The organism is Leifsonia sp. 1010 (genome assembly GCF_031455295.1).
Classification (GTDB): Bacteria; Actinomycetota; Actinomycetes; order Actinomycetales; family Microbacteriaceae; genus Leifsonia.
On sequence record NZ_JAVDSL010000001.1, the window covers coordinates 518,506 to 539,790 of the forward strand.

16 protein-coding genes and 1 tRNA gene are annotated in these 21,285 nt (G+C 66.2%); 13 read left to right on the forward strand and 4 right to left on the reverse strand.

The window, feature by feature from the left end:
* Position 1 precedes the first annotated feature (1 nt).
* The 10 genes from J2Y42_RS02520 to J2Y42_RS02565 all read left to right on the forward strand — a co-directional run bounded on the left by J2Y42_RS02520 (position 2) and on the right by J2Y42_RS02565 (position 11,103).
* Complete coding sequence (locus J2Y42_RS02520) at positions 2–1,333, forward strand: FAD-dependent oxidoreductase (protein WP_309854720.1); 1,332 nt, start codon at positions 2–4, stop codon at positions 1,331–1,333.
* A complete protein-coding gene (locus J2Y42_RS02525; protein WP_309854722.1) occupies positions 1,330–1,788 on the forward strand; it encodes a hypothetical protein in 459 nt (152 codons plus the stop codon). The genes J2Y42_RS02520 and J2Y42_RS02525 overlap by 4 nt, the downstream gene beginning before the upstream one ends.
* A complete protein-coding gene (locus tag J2Y42_RS02530) occupies positions 1,785–2,432 on the forward strand; it encodes a gluconate 2-dehydrogenase subunit 3 family protein (protein ID WP_309854724.1) in 648 nt (215 codons plus the stop codon). Before J2Y42_RS02525 ends, J2Y42_RS02530 begins: the two co-directional genes overlap by 4 nt.
* Positions 2,429–4,093 (forward strand): GMC family oxidoreductase, encoded by a 1,665-nt coding sequence (locus J2Y42_RS02535; protein ID WP_309854726.1) that lies wholly within the window; start codon positions 2,429–2,431, stop codon positions 4,091–4,093. The genes J2Y42_RS02530 and J2Y42_RS02535 overlap by 4 nt, the downstream gene beginning before the upstream one ends.
* 26 nt (positions 4,094–4,119) lie before the next feature.
* Entirely contained in the window at positions 4,120–5,955 is a 1,836-nt protein-coding gene (locus J2Y42_RS02540) for a thiamine pyrophosphate-requiring protein (RefSeq protein ID WP_309854727.1), read from the forward strand.
* Positions 5,945–7,114 carry an enolase C-terminal domain-like protein gene (locus J2Y42_RS02545; protein WP_309854729.1) on the forward strand — a complete coding sequence of 390 codons (1,170 nt, stop codon included), beginning with the start codon at positions 5,945–5,947 and terminating at the stop codon, positions 7,112–7,114. The genes J2Y42_RS02540 and J2Y42_RS02545 overlap by 11 nt, the downstream gene beginning before the upstream one ends.
* 66 nt (positions 7,115–7,180) lie before the next feature.
* Positions 7,181–7,909 carry a hypothetical protein gene (locus tag J2Y42_RS02550; protein WP_309854731.1) on the forward strand — a complete coding sequence of 243 codons (729 nt, stop codon included), beginning with the start codon at positions 7,181–7,183 and terminating at the stop codon, positions 7,907–7,909.
* The gene (locus J2Y42_RS02555) at positions 7,906–9,285 is read left to right on the forward strand and encodes a diguanylate cyclase (protein ID WP_309854733.1); all 1,380 of its coding nucleotides are present in this window, start codon (positions 7,906–7,908) and stop codon (positions 9,283–9,285) included. The genes J2Y42_RS02550 and J2Y42_RS02555 overlap by 4 nt, the downstream gene beginning before the upstream one ends.
* Before the next feature lie 603 nt (positions 9,286–9,888).
* Positions 9,889–10,668 (forward strand): F0F1 ATP synthase subunit A, encoded by a 780-nt coding sequence (gene atpB, locus J2Y42_RS02560; RefSeq protein ID WP_309854735.1) that lies wholly within the window; start codon positions 9,889–9,891, stop codon positions 10,666–10,668.
* A 69-nt stretch (positions 10,669–10,737) separates the two neighbouring features.
* Complete coding sequence (locus J2Y42_RS02565; RefSeq protein ID WP_309854737.1) at positions 10,738–11,103, forward strand: hypothetical protein; 366 nt, start codon at positions 10,738–10,740, stop codon at positions 11,101–11,103.
* 374 nt (positions 11,104–11,477) lie between these two features.
* On the opposite strand, the gene J2Y42_RS02570 is transcribed toward J2Y42_RS02565, so the two are convergent.
* On the reverse strand, positions 11,478–12,005 hold the full coding sequence (locus tag J2Y42_RS02570; RefSeq protein ID WP_309854739.1) for a hypothetical protein: 528 nt from the start codon (positions 12,003–12,005) through the stop codon (positions 11,478–11,480).
* A gap of 296 nt (positions 12,006–12,301) precedes the next feature.
* The gene (locus tag J2Y42_RS02575) at positions 12,302–12,730 is read right to left on the reverse strand and encodes a hypothetical protein (protein WP_309854740.1); all 429 of its coding nucleotides are present in this window, start codon (positions 12,728–12,730) and stop codon (positions 12,302–12,304) included.
* Positions 12,731–14,110: 1,380 nt separating this feature from the next.
* Between J2Y42_RS02575 and J2Y42_RS02580 the strand changes: the two genes are divergently transcribed.
* A complete protein-coding gene (locus tag J2Y42_RS02580; RefSeq protein ID WP_309854742.1) occupies positions 14,111–16,792 on the forward strand; it encodes an AAA family ATPase in 2,682 nt (893 codons plus the stop codon).
* Positions 16,793–17,412: 620 nt separating this feature from the next.
* Here the strand turns inward: J2Y42_RS02580 and J2Y42_RS02585 are convergent.
* Entirely contained in the window at positions 17,413–18,765 is a 1,353-nt protein-coding gene (locus J2Y42_RS02585) for a hypothetical protein (RefSeq protein WP_309854744.1), read from the reverse strand.
* Positions 18,766–19,225: 460 nt separating this feature from the next.
* Between J2Y42_RS02585 and J2Y42_RS02590 the strand changes: the two genes are divergently transcribed.
* Positions 19,226–19,299, forward strand: a tRNA-Gly gene (locus J2Y42_RS02590).
* A 5-nt stretch (positions 19,300–19,304) separates the two neighbouring features.
* Here the strand turns inward: J2Y42_RS02590 and J2Y42_RS02595 are convergent.
* Positions 19,305–20,231 carry an alpha/beta hydrolase gene (locus J2Y42_RS02595; RefSeq protein ID WP_309854746.1) on the reverse strand — a complete coding sequence of 309 codons (927 nt, stop codon included), beginning with the start codon at positions 20,229–20,231 and terminating at the stop codon, positions 19,305–19,307.
* Between the two features lie 149 nt (positions 20,232–20,380).
* On the opposite strand from J2Y42_RS02595, the gene J2Y42_RS02600 reads away from it, so the two are divergent.
* The gene (locus tag J2Y42_RS02600) at positions 20,381–21,262 is read left to right on the forward strand and encodes a helix-turn-helix transcriptional regulator (RefSeq protein WP_309854748.1); all 882 of its coding nucleotides are present in this window, start codon (positions 20,381–20,383) and stop codon (positions 21,260–21,262) included.
* Positions 21,263–21,285: the final 23 nt, after the last annotated feature.

The window sequence follows — 21,285 nt, forward strand, 5'->3', positions numbered from 1 at the left end:
GATGACCCCACCCCACGTGCTCGTGCTCGGCGCCGGGTTCGCCGGCTTCACCCTGGCCAGGGCGCTGCAACGGGAGTCTGGCCGGAACCGGCTCCGCCTCACCGTGGTGGACCCGCAACCGTATCTGACCTACAAACCGCTGCTACCCGAGGTTGCCGGCGGCGAGACCCAGCCCCGCGACACCGTCGTCCCGCTCCGCCACCCGCTCAAACACACCGAGCTGGTGCCGGGGTCGGTCGCCTCCGTCGACACCAACAGGAAAGTCGCCGTCATCCGCACCCTCGACGGCACACAGCGACCGATCCACTACGACCATGTCGTGTTCGCGCTCGGCGCGGTGACGAAGACGCTGCCCATCCCCGGTCTGACCGAAAACGGAATCGGGTTCTCCAGCATCGAGGAGGCCGCCTTCCTCCGCGATCACGTCCTCGACCGCATCCAGTTCGCTGCCGCCACCAGCGACCCCGCAGAACGACGACGGGCGCTGACCTTCGTGTTCGTCGGCGGCGGCTACACCGGAGTCGAAGCGATCGCCGAACTCCAATCACTCGCGGTCACAGAATTCCGTCGCTACCCGGAACTGTACGGGGAGAGCATGGACTGGATGCTGGTCGAGGCAGCCGGACGCATCGCCTCCGAACTCACCGAAAAACTGTCCGCCTGGACGCTTGCCCTCCTCCGCCGCCGCGGCATCACAGTGCTGCTCCACACCGAAATGAAGAGCTGCCACAACGGCGAAGTCGTCCTCAGCGACGGCTCCACCCACGCATCGGACACCATCGTCTGGGTCGCCGGCGTCACCCCGAACCCGGTCCTCGATCACACCGACGTGCCACGCGGCCGAAAGGGCCACGTGCAATGCGATCGCTACCTGCGCGTCGTCCGCAACGACGGGACCCCCGTCGATGGAGCCTGGGGTCTCGGCGACGACGCGCAGGTGCCCGACCTCACCGTGCAGCAACAGCCCGCCTTCTACCCACCGAACGCGCAGAACGCCATCCGCCAAGCGCGGACACTCGCTCGCAGCCTCCGGAACGGCCTCGCTGGCGACCCGCCCGTCGCATACCGGCACCGATCCCTCGGGACCCTAGCCAGCTACGGCGGCATGCGCGGCGCCGCCGTCCTGCGCGGGCTGCCCCTGCACGGGCTGCCCGCCTGGGCCGTCGACAAGGTGTACCACGCCCTGGCACTCCCCAGCCCAGGACGCCGGCTTCGGCTCGTGCTCGGCTGGATCGGCAACGGACTCACCGCCAACCAGACCGCCCCGGTCAGCTCCTTCCCGGACCCGAAACACCGTTTCCGCCAGGCAGCAAACGAACAGGACAGCAAATGACCCCACGCATAACGACAACGAACGCGGTCCACGGCATCGACCGGATCGTACGCAATATCGAGACCGGGCGGTTCGAGCGGTCGCTGTCCGGGTTGACGGCGGCCGGATCGCTGGTGACCGCGGCGGAGATCTACTTCGAGCACGACAAGGCCAGCTTCGGGAACCCCTGGATGTGGGCACCCGTCCTCCTCGGGCCTGTCGGTGCGATCGCCGGTGTCGCGGGAGTGTTCAGCAAACGCGCCGCGAAGACCCTGCTGCCGATCGCCGCGGCGACCATCGTCGCGAACGGCCTCCAGGGCACGTGGTTGCACGCCCGCGGCATCGCCCAGAAGCCCGGAGGCTGGCGCAACGCCCTCTACAACCTGGAGATGGGTCCCCCGCTCCTCGCGCCCCTCCTCGTCACCGTCGTCGGCGGGATGGGGCTGCTCGCCGCGATCCTGAGGCGCGAGAAGTGAGCACCCCGCCGGTGCAGCGCGGGGACGACGTGCCCGAGCGCTTCCCCGGGTTCCGCGTGCTCGACCAGGCTCGGCACTGGGACGAGGAGACCCGGGCCGTCGTCCTCGCCCGGGTGGGCCGCCCCTCCGACATCCGCTTCTTCGACGTGGTGGAGCAGGCCGCCGCCACCGCCCTGTTCGACGAGATCCTCGGCCAGGAGGGCGACGACCGGGTGCCCGTGACGGCCATGGTGGATGCGCGTCTCGCCGAGAAGCAGACCGACGGCTGGCATTACGACACGATGCCGACCGACCAGGAGTCCTGGCACCGCACTCTCGCCGCCCTCGACGACGACGCGCGCGGCGCGCACGGGTGCACCTTCGCCGACTGCGACCACGAGCGCAGGCGCGCCCTGCTGGAGGCCGTCCACACCGGCGACGGCGACTGGCACGGGCTCCACCGCGGGCAGGCGTGGAGCCTGTGGACGCGCTACGCCTGCACCGCGTTCTACAGCCACCCCCGGGCCTGGGACGAGATCGGGTTCGACGGCCCCGCCTACCCGCGGGGGTACAAGAACCTCGGCATCGGCCGGCGGGAGCCCTTCGAGGTCGAGGACGCGCATCCCGCGCAGCTGCCCATCACGACGACCGGGGACGGATCGTGAGCGGGCTGCGCGGCGCCGCGGCGGCGGCACTCGCCGGGGTCCGCGACCGCAACGCCTCCGCCTGGTTGCTGACCCCCGACGGGTCGCGCACCCGCCCCGACCTGCGCGACGGGATGCGCCGCTACTCCGACACGGACGAGGTCGACATCGCCATCGTCGGCTGCGGCGCAGGAGGGTCGGTGCTGCTGCAGCGCCTCGCGCGCGCCGGATGGAGCGCGGTCGCCTTCGACGCCGGCCCGTTCTGGGACCCCGGCCGCGACTGGGTGAGCGACGAGGCCAGCTCCCACCACCTCTACTGGACGGAGCCGAGGCAGATCGGCGGCGGCGACCCCGTGCCCCTGGGGTCGAACAACTCCGGACGCGGCGTCGGCGGCTCCATGGTGCACTACGCGGGCTACGTGCCGCGCTTCCACCCCAGCGACTTCCGGACGCGCACCGACGACGGTGTTGGCGCGGACTGGCCGATCGCCTACGACGACCTGCGCCCCTTCTACGAGGCCATCGAGAGCGAGCTCCCCGTCGCCGGGGAGGACTGGCCGTGGGGCGACCCGCACACCTACCCGCACAGCGCGCATCCCGTCTCGGGCAACGGCGAAGCCTTCCTGCGGGGCGCCCGGGCAGCCGGGATCACGGCGAAGGTCGGGCCGGTCGCGATCGCCAACGGCCGCTTCGGCCACCGCCCGCACTGCATCTACCGCGGCTTCTGCCTCCAGGGCTGCAAGGTCAACGCGAAGGCGTCGCCGCTCATCACCCACATCCCGGACGCCCTCGACCACGGCGCCGAGGTCCGCGCCGACTGCATGGTCTCCTCCATCGCGGTGGATGAGCGCACCGGCCGCGCTGTCGGCGTCCACTACTTCCGGGACGGCGTCCCGCGGTTCCAGCGCGCACGGATGGTCGCGATCGCGGGGTACTCCATCGAGACGCCGCGACTCCTGCTCAACTCGGCGTCGAAGCGCTTCCCGGACGGCCTCTGCAACGACTTCGACCAGGTCGGCCGTTACCTGATGGTGCAGGGCGCCCCACAGACCGCCGGGCGGTTCCCGGAGGAGATCCGCATGTGGAAGGCGCCACCCCCCGAGGTCTCCACCGAGGAGTTCTACGAGACCGACCCGACCAAGCCCTACAAGCGCGGGTACTCCATCCAGACGGTCTCGCCCCTCCCGATCACCTGGGCGGAGCACGTGATGGCGCAGGGTCACTGGGGCGCGGACCTCAGACGGTACATGTCCGACTACGTGCACTGGGCCTGCCTCGGCGCGCTCTGCGAGTTCCTGCCCCAGCCGGACAACCGGGTGACCCTGGCCGACGAGACCGACCGGTACGGACTGCCCGTCGCCCACTTCTCGTACACGCAGTGCGACAACGATCGGGCATTGGCGAAGGCGGCGCAGGCGACCATGGAGCGCATCCTCGAGGCCGCCGGCGCACAGGAGACCATGACCGTGCAGCGCTACGCCCACCTCGTCGGCGGCGCGCGCATGGCCGCCGACGAAACGGAAGGGGTCGTCGACGCCGATTGCCGGACGTTCGCTGTCCCCAACCTGCTCATCACCGACGGGAGCGTGCTGCCCACCCAGGGCAGCGCCAACCCCGCCCTCACCATCATGGCGGTCGCCGCCCGCGCGGCCAACCGGCTCATCGAACGCCCGGAACCCTGAATCGGGCGACCTAAGGAGAGACACACATGGCACAGACGGTTAGCGAGTTCGTGATCGGGCGGCTCCGGGAGTGGGGTGTCCGGCGCGTGTTCGGGTTCCCGGGGGACGGGATCGGCGAGTTCGACGGGATGCTCGGCAAGGCGGAGCGGGCGGGGGAAGGGGTGGAGTACATCCGCCCAACGCACGAGGAGATCTGCGCCCTGATGGCAACCGCGCACGCGAAGTTCACGGGCGAGGTCGGCGTCTGCATCGCCACCTCCAGCCCCGGCGGCTTCCACATGATGAACGGCCTGTACGACGCCAAGATGGACAACCAGCCCGTCGTCGCGATTGTCGGCCAGCAGGGACTGAACTCGCTCGGAACGTTCAACCAGCAGGAGAGCAACCTCGAGCAGGCGTTCTCCGACGTCGCCGAGTACGTCCAGACGATAGTCTCGCCGGAGCAGGCGCAGGCGGTGATCGACATCGCCTTCCGCACCGCGATCACCCGCAAGCAACCGTGCGTCGTCATCCTGCCGCACGATGTGCAGGGCATGAAGATGGCCGAGCCGGGCGCGGAGATGTGGGTGTCGCGGTCGAGCGCCGTCGCGCCGTCCACCGCGATCGCACCGCCGGCTGCGCAGCTGCAGGCGGCGGCCGACATCGTCAACGCCGGCGAGCGCGTGACCTTCCTGGTCGGCGCCGGTGCGGACGGCGCCACCGAGGAGGTGCTGCAGGCGGCCCGCCTGGCCGGGGCGGGCGTCATCACGACGCTCCGCGGCAAGCAGGTCGTGTCCGGCGACATCCCGTTCCACACCCAGCAGGTCGGTCTGCTCGGGTCGCGGCCCAGCTACGACCAGATGCAGGACTGCGACACGCTCGTGCTGCTCGGCACCAACTACCCGTACGGCCAGTTCCTGCCGAAGACCGGGCAGGCCCGCGCGGTGCAGATCGACCTGCGGCCGGAGCAGCTGGGCCTCCGTTACCCGACGGAGGTGAGCATTTGGGCCGACGTGAAGACGGCGCTCACCGGCCTCCTCCCGCTCCTGCGTCAGAAGGAGGACCTGTCGTGGCAGGGGAAGGTGGCCGAGAAGATGCGCGACTGGGATGCCGAGCTCGCCGCGCAGGCCGAGAAGCACTACGACGACGGCGTCAACCCGCGCAAGGTGTACGCCGAGCTGAACAAGCGTCTCCCCGCGGGCGCGATCGTCACCTGCGACGCCGGGACCACCGCCGACTGGTACGGCCACTACATCCGGTTGCGCGACGGGATGCGCGGCGACCTCTCCGGCCGCCTCGCCACCATGCTCGCCGCGATGCCGTACGCGGAGGCCGCCAAGTTCGCCTACCCGGACCGGACCGTGGTCTGCACCATCGGCGACGGCGCCTTCCAGATGCTCGGGATGAACGAGCTGATCACGCTCAAGAAGTACATCTCGAAGTGGGACGACCCCACCTTCGTGGTGCTGGTGCTCCACAACGACGACCTCACCCAGGTCTCGTGGGAGATGCGCACCGAGGACGCCAACCCGGTCTGGTCGACGTCGCAGGACGTCGAGTCGGTCGACTACGCGGGGTGGGCGCGGCTGCTCGGCTTCCAGGGGATCACCGTCACCTCGGACGACCAGGTGGAGGCCGCCTGGGACACGGCGCTGGCGCACCGCGGGGTCACCGTCATCGACGCGCACACCGGCAAGAACATCCCCCCGCTCCCGCCGCACATCACCTACGAGTTCGCGAAGAACACCGGCCTCGCCCTACTGAAGGGCGACCCCGACGGGATCGGCGCCATCAAGGACTCGGCGACGTCGCTCATCACGGAGGGCGTGGAGCGGGTGAAGGACGCCCTCCACCTCGACCACGGCGACGACCATGGGAACTGAGGACGGGGCGCGGCTCCGCGCAATCACAATCGATGCGTTCAACATCCCCACCGCGACCTCCGGCAGAGAGCGGCCCGAAAGCGACGGCACCATCACCTGGAACTCAACCGGCCTGATCGTCGTACGCCTGACCGCCGGCGACACGACGGGGCTTGGTTTCAGCCACGCCCCCACCGCCGCCCTCGGAATCATCCGCGAGCTCCTCTGGCCAGTGATCGACGGGATGGACACCCGCGACACCGAGCGCCTCTTCTGGGCAATGGCACGCGCCGTCCGCAACACCGGGTGGGGAGGTCTCTGCGCCGCCGCGATCTCAGCCGTCGACATCGCCGTGCACGACCTCGCCGCGCGCCTCGCCGGAGTACCGCTCACCCAGTATCTGGGCGGGGCGCACGACACCATCCCCGCCTACGGCAGCGGCGGCTTCACCGACTACACAGACCACGAACTGACCGAACAGCTCAGCTCGTGGGCCGAGCACGGACTCCGCGCCGTGAAGATGAAGGTCGGATCCCAGCCGGACGACGACCCGCGCCGCGTCGCTCTCGCCCGCGAAGCCATCGGCCCTCACGTGGAACTCTTCGTCGACGCGAACGGCGCCTACGAGCGCAAACAAGCCCTCCACCTGGCTGATCGATTCGCCGACCTAGGCGTCACCTGGTTCGAAGAGCCGGTGTCTAGCGACGACCGCACCGGTCTGCGCCTGCTCCGCGACCGGATGCCCGCCCCGATCCGGGTCGCCGCGGGTGAATACGGGTACATGCCCGCCGACTTCCGCGACCTGGTCACGCCAGGTTGCGTCGACGTGCTGCAAGCCGACGCCACCCGCTGCGGCATCACCGGGTTCCGCATCGCCGCCTCGCTCGCGCGCGCACACGGCATCCCCCTCAGCGCCCACACTGCTCCCGCCTTGCACGCATCGGTGGCCGCCGCATTCGACGGCGCGATCAACGTCGAATACTTCCACGATCACGCCCGCATCGCCGGAGCTCTCTTCGACGGTGTCCCAGCGCTGCGCGGGGGCGAACTCGTACCGGACCGCTCAGCTCCCGGGCACGGGCTTGAGCTCAAGGAAGCGGACGCCCAACCGTACCGCGTCGCGTCCTTCACCCGGTCAACTAGTGACACGGCCGCCGGGAACGCGCCACACACCGAGTGAGAACGACCAGAGAGGAACACAATGACGTATCGGCTGGTTCGGCTTCCCAGCGGCCGAGAAGTAGGTATGACCGGGCTCGGAGATCCCACCGGCCAACGCCTTGCCGTACTCCTTCACCCGACCCCGGGCGCCTCCGGTTTCGACCCGGCACCCGATGTGACGGCGCGCTCCGGCCTTCACCTAATGACCTTCGAACGCCCAGGCTACGGGGCAACGGAACAAGAAATCATCAGCGTGGCCGGATGGGTCGACGACCTCGCCGGTTACCTGCGCGAAGCCGAAGCGAGCGCCCGAGAGCGCCCTGCGCACACCACCTACGGTGGAATCGGCGTCATTGGGTGGCGAGAAGGCGGAATCTACGCAGCCGCACTCGCAGCCCGCCACCCGCAACTCGTCGACAGGCTGGCCTTGGTGGCAGCGCCCGCGCCGTCACGAGCAGCCAACGGCCACCCAGTGGAAGGCACCCTCACCGCAACGGCGATGTCGGAGCAGCCCCTCGGCTACCCCGACCGAGTGCGGCGCATGCTGGACACGGCTTTCACGCAAGGGGACGCGGGAGCAATCGCTGACCAGCGGGCCTTCGAGGAACCCGGAGCGTCCGAGCTTCGGATCGAAGCCGACACGCTCATCCTCTATGGCACCAGTGACCCATACGCGACCGTACAGGACGCGCAGTGGTACGCCCACGCCGCGCCCCGAGCACAACTCCAGCGCGTGGACGGGGGTGCAGACATCATCGGGCGGCACTGGCAACGCATAATCGACTTCATCCACGCTGAGGCCACCCGCGCATGAGGGAGGACTCCGGCGAGCAGCTCTATCACCGGGCCCCGTGCGGTCTTCTGACGACCACCCGTGATGGTGTCATCGTGCACGCGAACCAGACCTTTGCGCAGTGGGTTCAAACGCCCGTAGATTCCCTGATCGGATCAGCACTGGCCGACCTGCTCAACGCCGACGGTCGGGCCTTCTACTCCGACCTGCTCCTTCCGCTGCTGGACGCCCACCGCGAACTCACCGATGTGCACGTCTCCTTCTGCTCCGGACAAGTCCGAAACGTGGCCACGACCATCAACGCGCGCCTCTACGAAACAAGCGAGATCCCGCTGATCGACCTGGCGGTGTTCCTCGCGCCCGAACGAGACCGCGACGACGGAAACCTGCTCGCGGCTCAACGCCGCGCCACAGAAGCCGAAAAGAGGACGCTCGTCCTCCAAAATGCGGCCGCCGCGTTCGGCACCAGCGACTCGATCGATGACGTGGCCAGCGCCCTGGCGCAGATCGCACGCGAAGACGTCGGCGCCGAAACAGCAGCAGTGTTCCTCAAGAATCGGCAGGTTCAGTTGCTCGCCGGTGCCATTCCGTTCGACCCTGAGTCGTTCCCGGTAGTGCCACCTGGTGGGTGGATCTCCGCCGAATCCCGAACCTGGTCGCGCAGCATTGCCACCACAGAGCCGGATGTGGTGGCGGCACTCGACAGCGCCGATCTCGAATCCCTGCTCATTGCGCCGCTTCTTCGCGGGCGCGAAGTCGTCGGTTCCTTGGCGTGCTTCTTCTCCCGCGAACAGGCAGCGGACCCCTACACCGTCGACCTGGTAAGCGCGCTATGTCGGCAGGCCGCGCAAGTCCTGGCGCGGCTCAAGCTGCAAGCCGAGCTCGCGGCACTGGCGTTGTACGACCCGCTCACCGGGCTCGCCAACCGGATCCTCCTGCGCACCCACATCAGCAGCAGCGTCCAAACGGTCGGCAGTGAGCTGGAGTCACTCGCGTTGATCTTCATCGACCTAGACGGGTTCAAATCGATCAATGACGAGTTCGGCCATAGTGCCGGCGACGCCGTCCTGGCCACCGTGGCATCCCGCATCACCGGCAGTGTCCGATCCGGAGACCTCGTGTGCCGTTTCGGAGGAGACGAATTCATCGTGGTCTGTCAGCACACCACCCAAGTGGAAGCACTCGCTGTCGCCGAGCGGATCCGCACCGAGATCAAACACCCAATCCATGGTGACGGGTGGACGACGTCCCTTACTGCGAGTGTCGGCGTCACCGTCCACCCCGCGGACACCAGCAACACCCTGACCGCAACGGACCTGCTTCGCACCGCGGACCAAGCCATGTACCGATCCAAGAACCGCGGCAAAGACCAGGTCAGCCTCATCACCCACCCATGAATTGGAGAACAGAAATCCGAATAGTGACGCCGGTCCCCACGGCGCGCGCTTGCCACGTGAGTATCTGCTAGATCCCCCACTCGTCGAATCCGTCCTCGTCGAACACCACGGTCTCCACCCCGACCGCACCGGCCGACTCCACCTCGTCCTGAGGATGGATCGTCTCAAAGCGCACTGGCACACCGCGCGTCACCAACACCCGAACTTCTCGCCCGTTCAATGGAAGCGCAACGAACTCGCCCCCGCGCGCAATGGCAGAACGGATCGCGACTTCTATCGCCTGCGGATCCGCCAACGGACCGTACCGAGTCCTGTGGACCCTCACATACGACCAACTCACGCCAACTCAGCTCACCCTCGGGATAGGCGAGACCGCCCACAAGGGCGACAACGCTTGCGCACACGCAACTTCGGTGAAGGTACCAACGCCGTGCTCTTTGCAAAAGCCGCGACACGAGGAACGCGCACACAGCTGCTACAAAGCAATATTTGCGTTTTCGCAATTACCATTACTAGGATGAAGTAGCCGCCGTCGGAGACCGCCGCGCTGCCCCTCGACGATCAGGGTCCACGCGCCCCGAATGCCTCGAAAGTAGACTCCCCGTGCTCCTTGCCGACTCCGGATTCTCCGGACCGTCCATCAACGAGTTCTTCCCACCCGCTCTCTTGTTCGAAGGAACTCCGTTCGAGGTCAACCGCGTTACACTCATCCGCCTGGTGGCCACCCTCGCGGTCATACTCGTGTTCGGTCTGGGCACCCGGCGGATGAAGCTCGTACCTGGCCGCTGGCAGAGCATCATCGAACTCGGCCTGGACTTCGTCCGCGTAAACATCGCTGAGGACCTCTTGGGGAAGAAAGACGGTAAACGGTTCCTCCCCCTTCTGACGACGATCTTCTTCATGGTGCTGTTCTTCAACCTCACGAGCATCATCCCCGGCCTCAACCTGGCCGGCTCGTCGGTGATCGGAGTGCCCCTGGTCCTCGCCATCGCCACCTATGTCGCGTTCATCTACGCGGGCATCCGGCACAGCCCGGCCGGCTTCTTCCGCAACGCACTCTTCCCACCCGGTGTGCCATGGCCCCTGTACATCATCGTCACACCCATCGAACTCATCTCGACGTTCCTGATCCGGCCCGTGACCTTGATCCTCCGGTTGATGATGAACATGGTCGTTGGTCACTTGCTGCTCGTGCTGTTCTTCTCCGGCACCGAATGGTTCCTGTTCGAGGCCCCAGGCCTGTTCAAACTGTTCGGCATCGGCACCATGGTCTTCGCGTTCGCGTTCACGCTGATGGAAATGCTCGTCGGCGTACTGCAGGCGTACATCTTCGCCTTGCTCACCGGTGTCTACATCCAGTTGGCGGTAGCCGACACGCACTGATTCCGCGGTCGTCCCTCTTCGAAGCGGCCCTGCTGATATGAGTGGCGCGACCCTCGGTAGGGTGGCCCCATGGCTCAGCTGAAACGGGACGGCTCGGATGCCGTGATCAACTTGTCGACGATCGAAAAGATCGAAGGGCTGCTTGGTTCCACACGCTTTCCGCTTGCTCAGGTCTCCTCGGTGGAGGTGCTCGAGGACGCCCACAAGCAGGTCGAAGGATGGGGTCGCGACTTCAAGCTCGCGGGGCGATATGTACCCCACACCACAGCGGTCGGAACGTTCAGAAATGGGGACGGCGGCGGCATCACCCTTGCGCTTGTTCATCCAGAGACCCCGCGTGGGCTACGACTAGAGTTGGTCGGCGAGCCATATCGCTGCGTGGTGATCGGCCTGCCGGACCCAGAGGCGACCAAGGCGGCGGTATTCGGCGAGTAAGCACTAGTCTTGCCCGGATAATGCGATCCACTTTCGGTTGCCACAGTTGCTCCAATCTTTCGCCGCGATAGTCAGTTGATGGCAGTAGCTCCTATCCGGCAAACGGGTCAGCTTCGCGCTCGACTGAACGCGACCAAACCCCATACACGGCACGGTATCGGCCTCGGCGACCAGGGCCGGTCGAGCTTCCCGTTTGCGCGCTTCTCGCGATCCTGCACTGGATGAGGTTCAACCGCCGGCGGCTTTCTGCGCTCCGCACGATTGACGTGCCAGCCTCGGAGGCGTGAAGTTGTCAGCACTGAGTGCTTGAGACACCGGTAGTCGCCCAATGCGGTTGCCTGCGCCGTAACTCCGCCAGCGACTCCCCCGCTCTGTCAGCAAGCGGTGCGAAATACGAAACGGTCGTCGGGTGCGAAGACGTACTCGTCGTCGCACCGGTATCCGCGCAGCCAGGGCTGATGGTCGATGACCCGCACGTAGAAGCCTTTCGGATACCTGACGTCGCCGCTTAACGGTCCCGCCGCGACCTTGACAGCGCCGGCGGGAGACCGCCCGGCGGACAACATCGAGTCTGGAGCGTTCGGCTGCGACATCCACGCCAAGCGAAGGTAGGGGCCAGTGTCTGGTGGGCACAGCGCAAGGGCGCGTTCGCGGGCGGCCTCGAACACCTCCGGCAGCGTACCGCCGCGTGCCAGTCCAATCTGGCCGACGGTCACCTCGACTAACCGAAGGTCTTCGGGGCCGCGCTGCTCGAAGACTTCATGCTCGAGCAGGGTGGAGGAGTGTGCGTTCAGCCGGACGCCGTGGTCGTTCAACAGTTGGATCAGCTCGCCGCGGGTGAACCCGCCGACTCGAATCACACTCGGTGGTGTATTGGGGACTAAACCGTCGAGGTGATGCACTCCACAACTATGCGCGGAGCCAGCCAGCGCCTCCGGGAGACAGGCCGTTGTCGGCCGCCGATGTCTCCCTTGCTTCGCCGTCAGCTGCCCCGTGAACGCGGTAGACACCGTCGCGCTTTGCCGGGGCTGTCAGAGCCCGCACCGCGGGACACCGCGCCAGCGCGAGACCCTGGGGTAATCGAGGCGGCGTCCGACGATAAGGTGAAGAATCGCTCCACCGGTCAGCGTTGCCAGTGTGAGCAGCCAGCCGAGTAGGAGAAGGAAGCCGATCCGGGCTGTTCGCTGCTCAAACGGGGTCAGCGACTGCCCGCAGCGATGAGCAGCTGTCCGTATCGTACAGTCGTGAGGGCGAACCGCAGCCCCGTGCGCGGCTCCCAGGTGAGGTGGTCGGAGCCGTTGACGACCGTGCTGCGCAACACGCCTTCGGGAATCCGAGCGCGCTTGCCGTCGAGGTACCCGTCGCCGGCGACGGCTCTGCCATCGCTTGTATAGACAAGGTAGAAAGTCATCCGGCTCTCACTCAGCTCGACTCGCGGAGCAGGCAGTGGCCCGGGAGTGTCTTTCCCTCCGGCGGAAACCAGCTCGGAGATGACGGCTCCCGGGGCGTCGTCGGCCGAGGCGCGGTTGTTCTGCTGGATCGCTCCGTAGATCGCGGCGAGCGCAATAGTCGCGACCAGAGTTCCCACGACCCAAGGGATCAACCGGTCGAGTGCCTTGCTGCCCATGCGCCTCAGCCTAGGAGTAGGGAATAGTGAGCGCGTCGCTCTCGCGACCGATGTTTCTCAACCTCAAAAGTATTGCGACGTCATGAGCGCTCAGCGAAGGCGGCGGCCGCGCGTGAACTCATATGCGCCACTCAAAATTCATCAACAGCCGCAGAAACGGTGTCGCGCTGCGCTGGCCCCGCCACGCCCCGCCCGTGCCGGCTCGCCTCAACCGCCGGAACGACGGTGGCGCGGATGGCCTCGGGTCACCAACACCTCGGTTGGCCCAGTGATCGTCCTAAACGCTACATACCGAGCCTGCCTTCGACGGCACGTCCTATTCCAAAACGAGCGATTTCGGCGTCCTCCGTCAGTTCCGCAACACGTCGACCAGCGATGGCGATGAAGTATCGGGTCACCGTCTCCCCCGAACACCACGTGCGAGACCACAAGCCGGCGCCCTTGCAGCTACGGGCGGCCTGATGTTCGACAACCGAATAGTGTCGGGCTCTGGCCCCCGGTTAGGGGATGGCTGGCGTGGGGAGACCGCCAATAGCGTGACCGACTGAACGCGGGCTGGATGACCCGATCCAGTCCAGCACCAGGGCAAACCGCTGTTTGCATCCGAGACCGCGAAAGAACCCACCCCCGGCAAAGCGGACGCTCCCCGACCATGTCTCCTACGTCACCTTCGACGCCCCTCGGCTACAACACATGGCGTGCCTCGTTTCGTCACCCGCAGCACCCGTGGCGCGACTTCGAGCACAGCTTCTACGACGACCGGGAGATCCCCCCAGCGAGTATCAGAAGACCGAGCTACCTTGCCGGGATGCCCGCTCACGACATCTACCTCCTGAGCGACTCAGCCCCCTGGCCCGACCACTGCGTGTACACCTACACCCAATCTGTGATCGGCGACCTCCGCTCACACGAGCCCCCAGAGTATTGCCTCGACCTCTACTTCTGATGCCATCCTGATGAGAGCCGTCGGAGAACCCGCAACCTCCGACGCCTGGATCCGAGAACACGCCGCCAAGGACCCAAGGACGGAATCGGCGACGCCTACTAGCAGGGCGACGCGCCCGAGTGCCGGGTCTCGGTCGCCCCGATGAAGGACCGCCGCTGCGACAGCTGCCAGTAACCGCCTCCGAGACCGCGCTGGGTCAAAGCGTTCTCTAAACAAAGACGAACGAGAAAGAGCGAGCCGAGGAAGACGAAGGAAGCGATCGAGAGAAGACCCACCGACAGGGACGGAACGACACAGAAGGAAGGCTTGACCAAGGCGACATACAAGGGGCAACAAGAGCGAATGCACGCAGGCACTTTCTGTGGAATGCGAGTAGCCTGAGCGGCATGCGCGGGGGCGTAGCGCGGTGGAAACGAGGGGTTGCCTCACAGGGGGTGAGGCAAGCGATCGCGTACGCCTTCGGCGGTGTCTGCGACTCCCACCTGACCGCGAAGAACGCGCAAGGGGTGCTCGCGGCGGCGGATTACGCGGGTGCGGTGATGACCCGGTACATCGTGGAGAACGGGTCCATTCGCGATGATCTGCTGACCCGGAAGCAGCTGCGCACCTGGGTCGATGGCGGCGACCCACTCACCGGTGAGCACCGCGGGTTCGAGATGTCCTCCCCGAACGCGGACCTGGTGTTGGATGCGACGATCAACGCGCCGAAGTCGTTCAGCATCGCGGCGATGCTGGACCCGGAGTTGAACGCGGCGTACGAGGACCTCCAGGACCGACTGAGGGACCGGATCATCCACCTCTGGCAGGAGGAACTCAACGCGCGGCGCGGGAAGGGCGGCTGCATCAGGGAAGACCTCGCTCGAGTCGAGGTGGTCGAACTCAAGCATGAACGCTCCCGCTCACTGGACCCGCACAAGCACCGGCACCTGTGGTTGAACGTGAAAGTCCAAGGCGTCGACGGGAAATGGTCGAACGTGGACACGAGGGTTGCGTTGCGGTTCCAGAACGTCATCAATGCCGAAGGCGACCTCGCCGCCCGCACCGACCCGGCCTGGATCACCGCTCTGGCCGCCAAAGGCTTCACTCTTAACGCGGACGGGGAGATCGCCGAGCTGCAGCATCTGGTGCGGCCGTTGTCGAAGCGGTCCGCGCAAATCGAAGGCAACAGGGTCGCCCGGACCGCCTGGTGGAAGGAGCAACACCCCGGCCAGGAGCCGTCCCACGATGTGTTGAACCAGATCGACCGATGGGCCTGGGCCGCCGGGCGACCGAACAAGCCCGGCGATCTGAACGAAGACGACTGGGCCGAGCTCGTCCGCGAAGAGCTCGCTGCCGCCGACCCCGCTGTCGCCCGGGAGCGATCGGCCATCGACACGTCTTCAGCATCGATCGCGGATCTCGACATCGAACTCCTCGCCGCCAAAGCCATCGTCGATGCTGACGCTCGATCGACCGGCACGGGTGGCCGGTTCAGCTTGATGGACGTCCGCGCCGGCGCGCTCCGCGCCCTCGCCGCCACCGGTATCATCGCCGAGCGCACAGAACTCGCGACCATCGCCGAGCAGGTCATCGCCGCAGCACGAGCACACACCGTCACGCTGCTCGACGAGCCCGACGTACCTGCACACATCAAGTCCAGAATGGCCACTTCCACAGCTGCGCTGAAGGCCACCATTGCCAACCGAATCGAAGCACTGTCCGCGCCCGGTGCCGCGGCCCCCGTGCGGGAGATCACCGCGATTGCTCACGCGCTCGACCCAGTGCGAGTCCTAGACACCGACCAAACCGACGGCGCATCCGCCATCGCCGGGACCGCCTCCGTCGTCGCCATCACCGGCGCAGCTGGCACCGGCAAAACGACCATGCTCAAAGTCGCCGGCGCCACCCTGCGCCGCCACGGGCGAAACATGATCATCATCGCTCCCACCAAGAAGGCCTCCACCGTCGCCGGACGCGAAACCGACAGCGCCGCCTCCAGCCTCCACCAACTCCTTCACGACTACGGCTGGCGATGGAGCATCGGCATTGCCGGAAACACGGAATGGACCCGGCTCCAACTCGGCGAGACCGACCCCGCGACTGGGCAGCAATATCAAGGTCCGCGAATCCGAATCCGACCCAGGGACCGGATCGTCGTCGACGAGGCCGGCATGCTCGACCTCGAAGCCGCCAACGCCCTCATCGACGTCATACACCGCACCGGTGCCACCGTCGCCGTCGTCGGCGACGACTACCAAGCCCTCCCCGTCGGACATTCTGGCGCAATGGCCCTCTTCCGCCGGTCCGCGTACGAGAAGATCGAACTCACCGAGATCCACCGGTTCCGCGACCCAGAATGGGCCGACCTCTCCGCGCGTGTTCGTTTTGCTAACGGTGCTGTTGAGACTCAGGACCTCGCCAGCGAGCTTGTCCGGACGGGACACGTTCGCACAGCCAACAGCGAACTAGACGCGCAACAGACGATGGTTGATGAATGGTTCGGGGCGTCTCGCCGAGGCGAGTCGATTGCGCTTGTGACCGCAACGCATTCGGAAGCGCAGGCAATTTGCGAAGTAATACAAGCTCGGAGAATCGAATCCGGTGTACTGGACGTCGGTCGCTCTGCGACCGGTCAAGCGGGGCAGCGAGTTTTTATTGGGGACGTGGTTCAGACGCGGCGCAACGACCGCGAATCCGGGGTCGAGAACCGACAGGGGTGGGTCATCCGCAGTATCTCTGAGACGCACCTGACCCTGGTCTCCACGTCAGACTCCTCGAACCTGCGAAAAGTCACGACAGACTATGCGAGCGCACATATACATCTTGGCTACGCGTCCACCGTCCACGGCGTCCAGGGAGAGACCACCGACCGATCCATAGTCGGGCCGGGCGTTGATGCCGCTGGCCTCTACGTCGGCCTCACGCGTGGGAGAACAAGGAACGAGGTCGTGGTGGTGGCTGGCACTGCCCAGGGCGCCGTCTCGGAACTCGCTGCGACCATGCAGCGACAGCCGACCGAAGAAACCATTCAAGAGTCTCGAGCGGCAGCGCGTCAGGAATGGTTGCGAGCAGCGCTGATTGACCCCACGCAGGCGGTCGTAGCTAGTCCGGATGTGGCGTCGCCGTTGACACGCTGAGCAGCCGTTTCGGTCAGCGTTGAGCAAGCCCTGACTGCAGTGCTTCGCGCCCTAGCCTGCTACGACCTGCGAGGGAGCCATCGCGTGCGTGATAGTTGAGCAGAGCCACGCCGAGATCATCCGCCCGCTGCTGTGCCGTTGGTCGGACGCCGCCTTGGATGAATATCAACGGGCGGCGTCCATCGGACGCGGCAAGTGTCGCTGCGGCTTCGATCGGGCCAACGTCGAGATTGCCCCGACCGTTATCTACCCAAGCCAAGTAGCGTGTGCTGAACAAGTCGCAGAGATCCTTCGCCTGCCCTGACGACGCGACGGTGTCCGTCGCCCCGAGGAAGACCATCCACTCGCGACACAATTCGATTGCTTCCTCCGCGGAAACTCCAAAGGGCCTCGGCGCGGGTTCTACAGCATCCACGACCACAGTCTCCACCAGGCGACCGACGACAGCGAGGTTGGTCGAGGGATAATGCGCTACGCGCCCGCGCTCCGCAGCTGGGCGGCATCCCGCTTGCAGACTATGCCGCGGACCTGCGCGACGCAGCTAGGGAAACCGAACGGACAATCCTTCATTCAGTTGACGCCGCTAGATGACCGCGAACCTTCTCGTGTCAGTCCAGCGCCTAACTCGCGGCCACGTCTTCAGTTCCTGGCGCTCTTGCCCCGACCATTAGTTGTTGGGCGGTGAGATGGTCGGGGATCCGCGCCGCGGCCCGCACTCGCATCACCACAGCCGAGGGCTGGCGGAATTCTCGGACTGCTACGAGCATCTCGTCCCACGGCCCACCCGCGTGGTATTCGCCGCGTGCGTTATCCCAGGACAAGGGCACCACAACCTCGAAGTTTCTATAGTCCTTTCCGCCCACGGCGGGTCTCACCTCCACTCCCGCGTCCTTAAGAAGCTTCTCCATGCGCCCGGAATTGAACACGGCCATGATCACTAAGCGATGACGAATTACGTCGCGAATTGCGTTGCGCGGGACCTTCCAGAGAAAGAAGGGCAGGGTCAGTGTCGCTGGATCGTTGTGGTCCAACGCCGGAATCTGATTGATCGTGAGACTGTTTCGAGACCCTAACTCTTCATGCATCACCGTTCGAGTGATGTCCTCAGAGAGGCGCACCGACTGAATATCCTCGTCGGTGATCCCATTGCGGTTGTAAAAGAGCGCGTAGCCCACGAACCCGTCGAGCGAGAAGTACGAGTATCCGTCGCGTCGCGCAGCACGAATGGCTGCGCGAACTTTCCCCCACTCCGGTTCTGGTTCTCGCTCAAGCTTCAGGGTGAAGATCCGTTCGGTTCCGATCTGCGCGAGCTCGTGGAAGGGGGCGTACTTTCGGTCGCGGGCAACGTCCATCCTCGCCATCTGGCGATCGATACGACGGTCGGGTCGCCGAGCGGCGGGTTCGGCCGGCGCGGATTCGTCAGGCATAGTTGCAACTTGGCCCGCAAGGTTCGGGAACGGTTCATTGCTCACTGCCATCACGTGCAGCTCGACGTCCTGCTTTCCACTTGCATCGACTTCGCCCGCCCCCGCGCGCGATACCTTGAGTTCAAATGTTCGGTACTCGGCCAGGGGCTCGCGTCCGCCCGTCGGGCGCATGAAAGTGACGTCTCCGACTCGGAGGATGTCGGTGATGTCGTGGACGATGGGCAGCCCCCATTCGGCTCTGGTGTTCGCACGCGCGAAGGCAAGCGTTCCGTGATGGCTGTCGGTCATCCCCGAGGAAATCGGAACCGGCGATTCCTGGTAAAGCGAGTGAATGACTTGCCGATCGAACAACAACGTCACCCAAGCGAGGGAATCGCCGAGAGTTCTGCTGAGGTGACGAACGTGACGAAGCTGCTCTAGAAATAGATGAGTGTCGGCGTCTCGTGGTCGACGTTGTTTAGCTGCAGCGATGTCCTTCTGAATCTCAATCTGCAGCCGGAGGATGGACTCTTGTAAGTCAAGTAGCGCAGGGATGCCGTTGTTCACGAACTCGTCCTGCCTCACGTTCGGAGCAAGAATCTCGAGCCGTCGGAGGTACCTGCGAACCCTTCGGTCGTCGCGCGCGGACAGACTCGGTTGCACCCCGGAATCCTGTCCCATGCCGACAGGCTAGTGCTGACATCCGACACCGAACTTCCACTGGATCGGCCAGACGATAGACCACCTGTTTCAGCGCGCGAGCCGTGAGACCAAACCGATTCGAAATCCCCGCGAGCAACAAGCCGTCACGGACTGGATCGGCAATGCGCGTCGCATGCGGCGGTTCGACGCCGTGCAGCTCAGCGCAAACCAAGACATCGCTTCGACTTGAGCAGCTATTTTCCGGCCGCTAGCGCGATCAAAATTCCAAAGCGGTGAGTAAACGGTGAGTTTGGCCAAAAACCATTGACCGGGTAGTCTGGGCGGCAGCCCTACTTCCCAGTGTTTTACTGGGATTCCGGGCCGCGCGAGTGTAGTTCAATGGTAGAACCTCAGCTTCCCAAGCTGATAGCGCGGGTTCGATTCCCGTCACTCGCTCCAGTTCCTCAGACCGCCGGTGCCAGCGTCCGACCGTAGAAGTCGGCCAGGCGTTCCACGGCGGTCGCGACGTACGGGTCGCGGTCGTACAGGTCGACGTGGCTCGCGCCGTCCACCCAGACGAGCTTCTTCGGGCCGACCGCGCGCTGGAAGGCGTCGATCCCCATCCAGGCGGTGACCGCCCGCGAGCCCATGACCATGAGGAGGGGGCGGTCGCCGATCAGCGGCACCTGGGTGAAGGCGTCGAAAGTGGCGAGCTTGTCGACGCTCGACCAGTCGAACGTCCGGGCGGCGCGGTCGTGTGCGGCCCGCGGAGTGCAGTAGTAGTCGAAGCTCTCGGCGCCGTGCTCGCCGCCGGCGGCGCGCGCCTGCTCGATCGTCTCCGGGAACAGCGGGATGCCGGCGACATCCTCGCCCGCGGCCTGCGCCGTGCGTGCGGCGGCCGCCGCATCCAGCATGCCCTGGAACACCGCCGGATCCTGGGCGCCGTCGGCGCCGTACCGGAACTGGCGCGCGACGTCGGCGGGGGAGACGGTGGCGAGCGCCCGGATGCGGTGGTCGCTGGCGGTCGCCGCGAGTGAGTATCCGCCCGAGGCGCAGATGCCGAGCAGACCGATGCGCCGGGGATCGACCAGGTCGAGGGTGGTCAGGTAGGACACCGCCGCCTTCATGTCCTCGATGCGCTGGCCGGGATCCTCCAGACCGCGCGGGGTTCCGCCGCTCGCACCCTGGTAGGCGGCATCGTAGGCGATCGTCGCGAAGCCGGCGTCCGCCAGCCGCGATGCGTACAGGCCCGCGGCCTGCTCCTTCACCCCGGAACCGGGATGCCCGACGACGAGAGCCGGCGAACCGGCGACGGCTCCGTCCGGAACATAGAGGTGAGCGGCGAGGGGGATGCCTGCGCTCTCGAAGGTGACGTCGGTTCGTGTCGTCATGGTGGGTCCGTTCTCGATGGGGTTCTGCGCGGCGGCTGCCGCGACGGATCCCATGCTGTTGCGCCGCCGAGTCAGGGGTAAGCAGCAGGAATCTGCCGGGGAAGAATCCTTCCCTCCCACACGATCGCTCCGGACGGGAGACTGAATCCATGAGTGATTCGGCGGAACTCCACGAGCTCGGGGCGTTCTTGAAGGCGTGCCGCGCGCGGCTGCGGCCCGAGGACGTCGGCCTTCCGGAGACGGGAAATAATCGACGCGTCGCGGGACTCCGGCGGGAGGAGGCGGCTGCGCTCGCGTCGATCAGCGTCGATTACTACACGCGACTGGAACAGGGACGCGTCCAAGCCTCCGCGGCGGTGCTCGGCGTGCTGGCACGCGCACTCCGAATGGATGACGATCAGCGCGCCTACCTCTACGAGGTCGCGCACAAGGCCGACGCAGCCCCTCGGCGGCGAAGGACCCGCCAGACAGTGCGACCGGCGATGCGGCGACTGCTCGAGCAACTGACCGACACCCCGGCACTCGTACTCGGACGCCGCCTCGACGTGCTGCAGTGGAACCGTGCGGCCGCAGCGCTGTTCACGGACTTCGGCGCCGTACCCGCGCCCCAGCGCAACTACCTGCGGCTGCTCTTCCTGCATCCCGGTGTCCGCGGCATGCACCTCGACTGGGACCACGACGCTCGGGATGCGGTCGCCGCCCTGCGGATGGAGGCGGCGACAGATCCCGACGACCCGGCGCTCGCCGCGCTGGTCGGGGAGCTGTCCCTCCGCGACGCCGACTTCCGCACCTGGTGGGCCGAACGGCACGTCAACTCGGCGACCTACGGTACGAAGCACTACCGGCATCCCACGGTCGGCGAGCTCACCCTCGACTGCGACACGTGGCAGAGTCCCGACGGCAGCGGCCAGCGCCTGATGGTGCTGACTGCAGAGAACGGCAGCCCGTCCAGCGACGGGCTGCGCATCCTGACGTCGTGGAGTGAGCCGGCCCGCGCCGAGCTGACCGCCGAGGAAGAGTCCCGGCGGTGACATCCGACTGCTCAAAATAACTG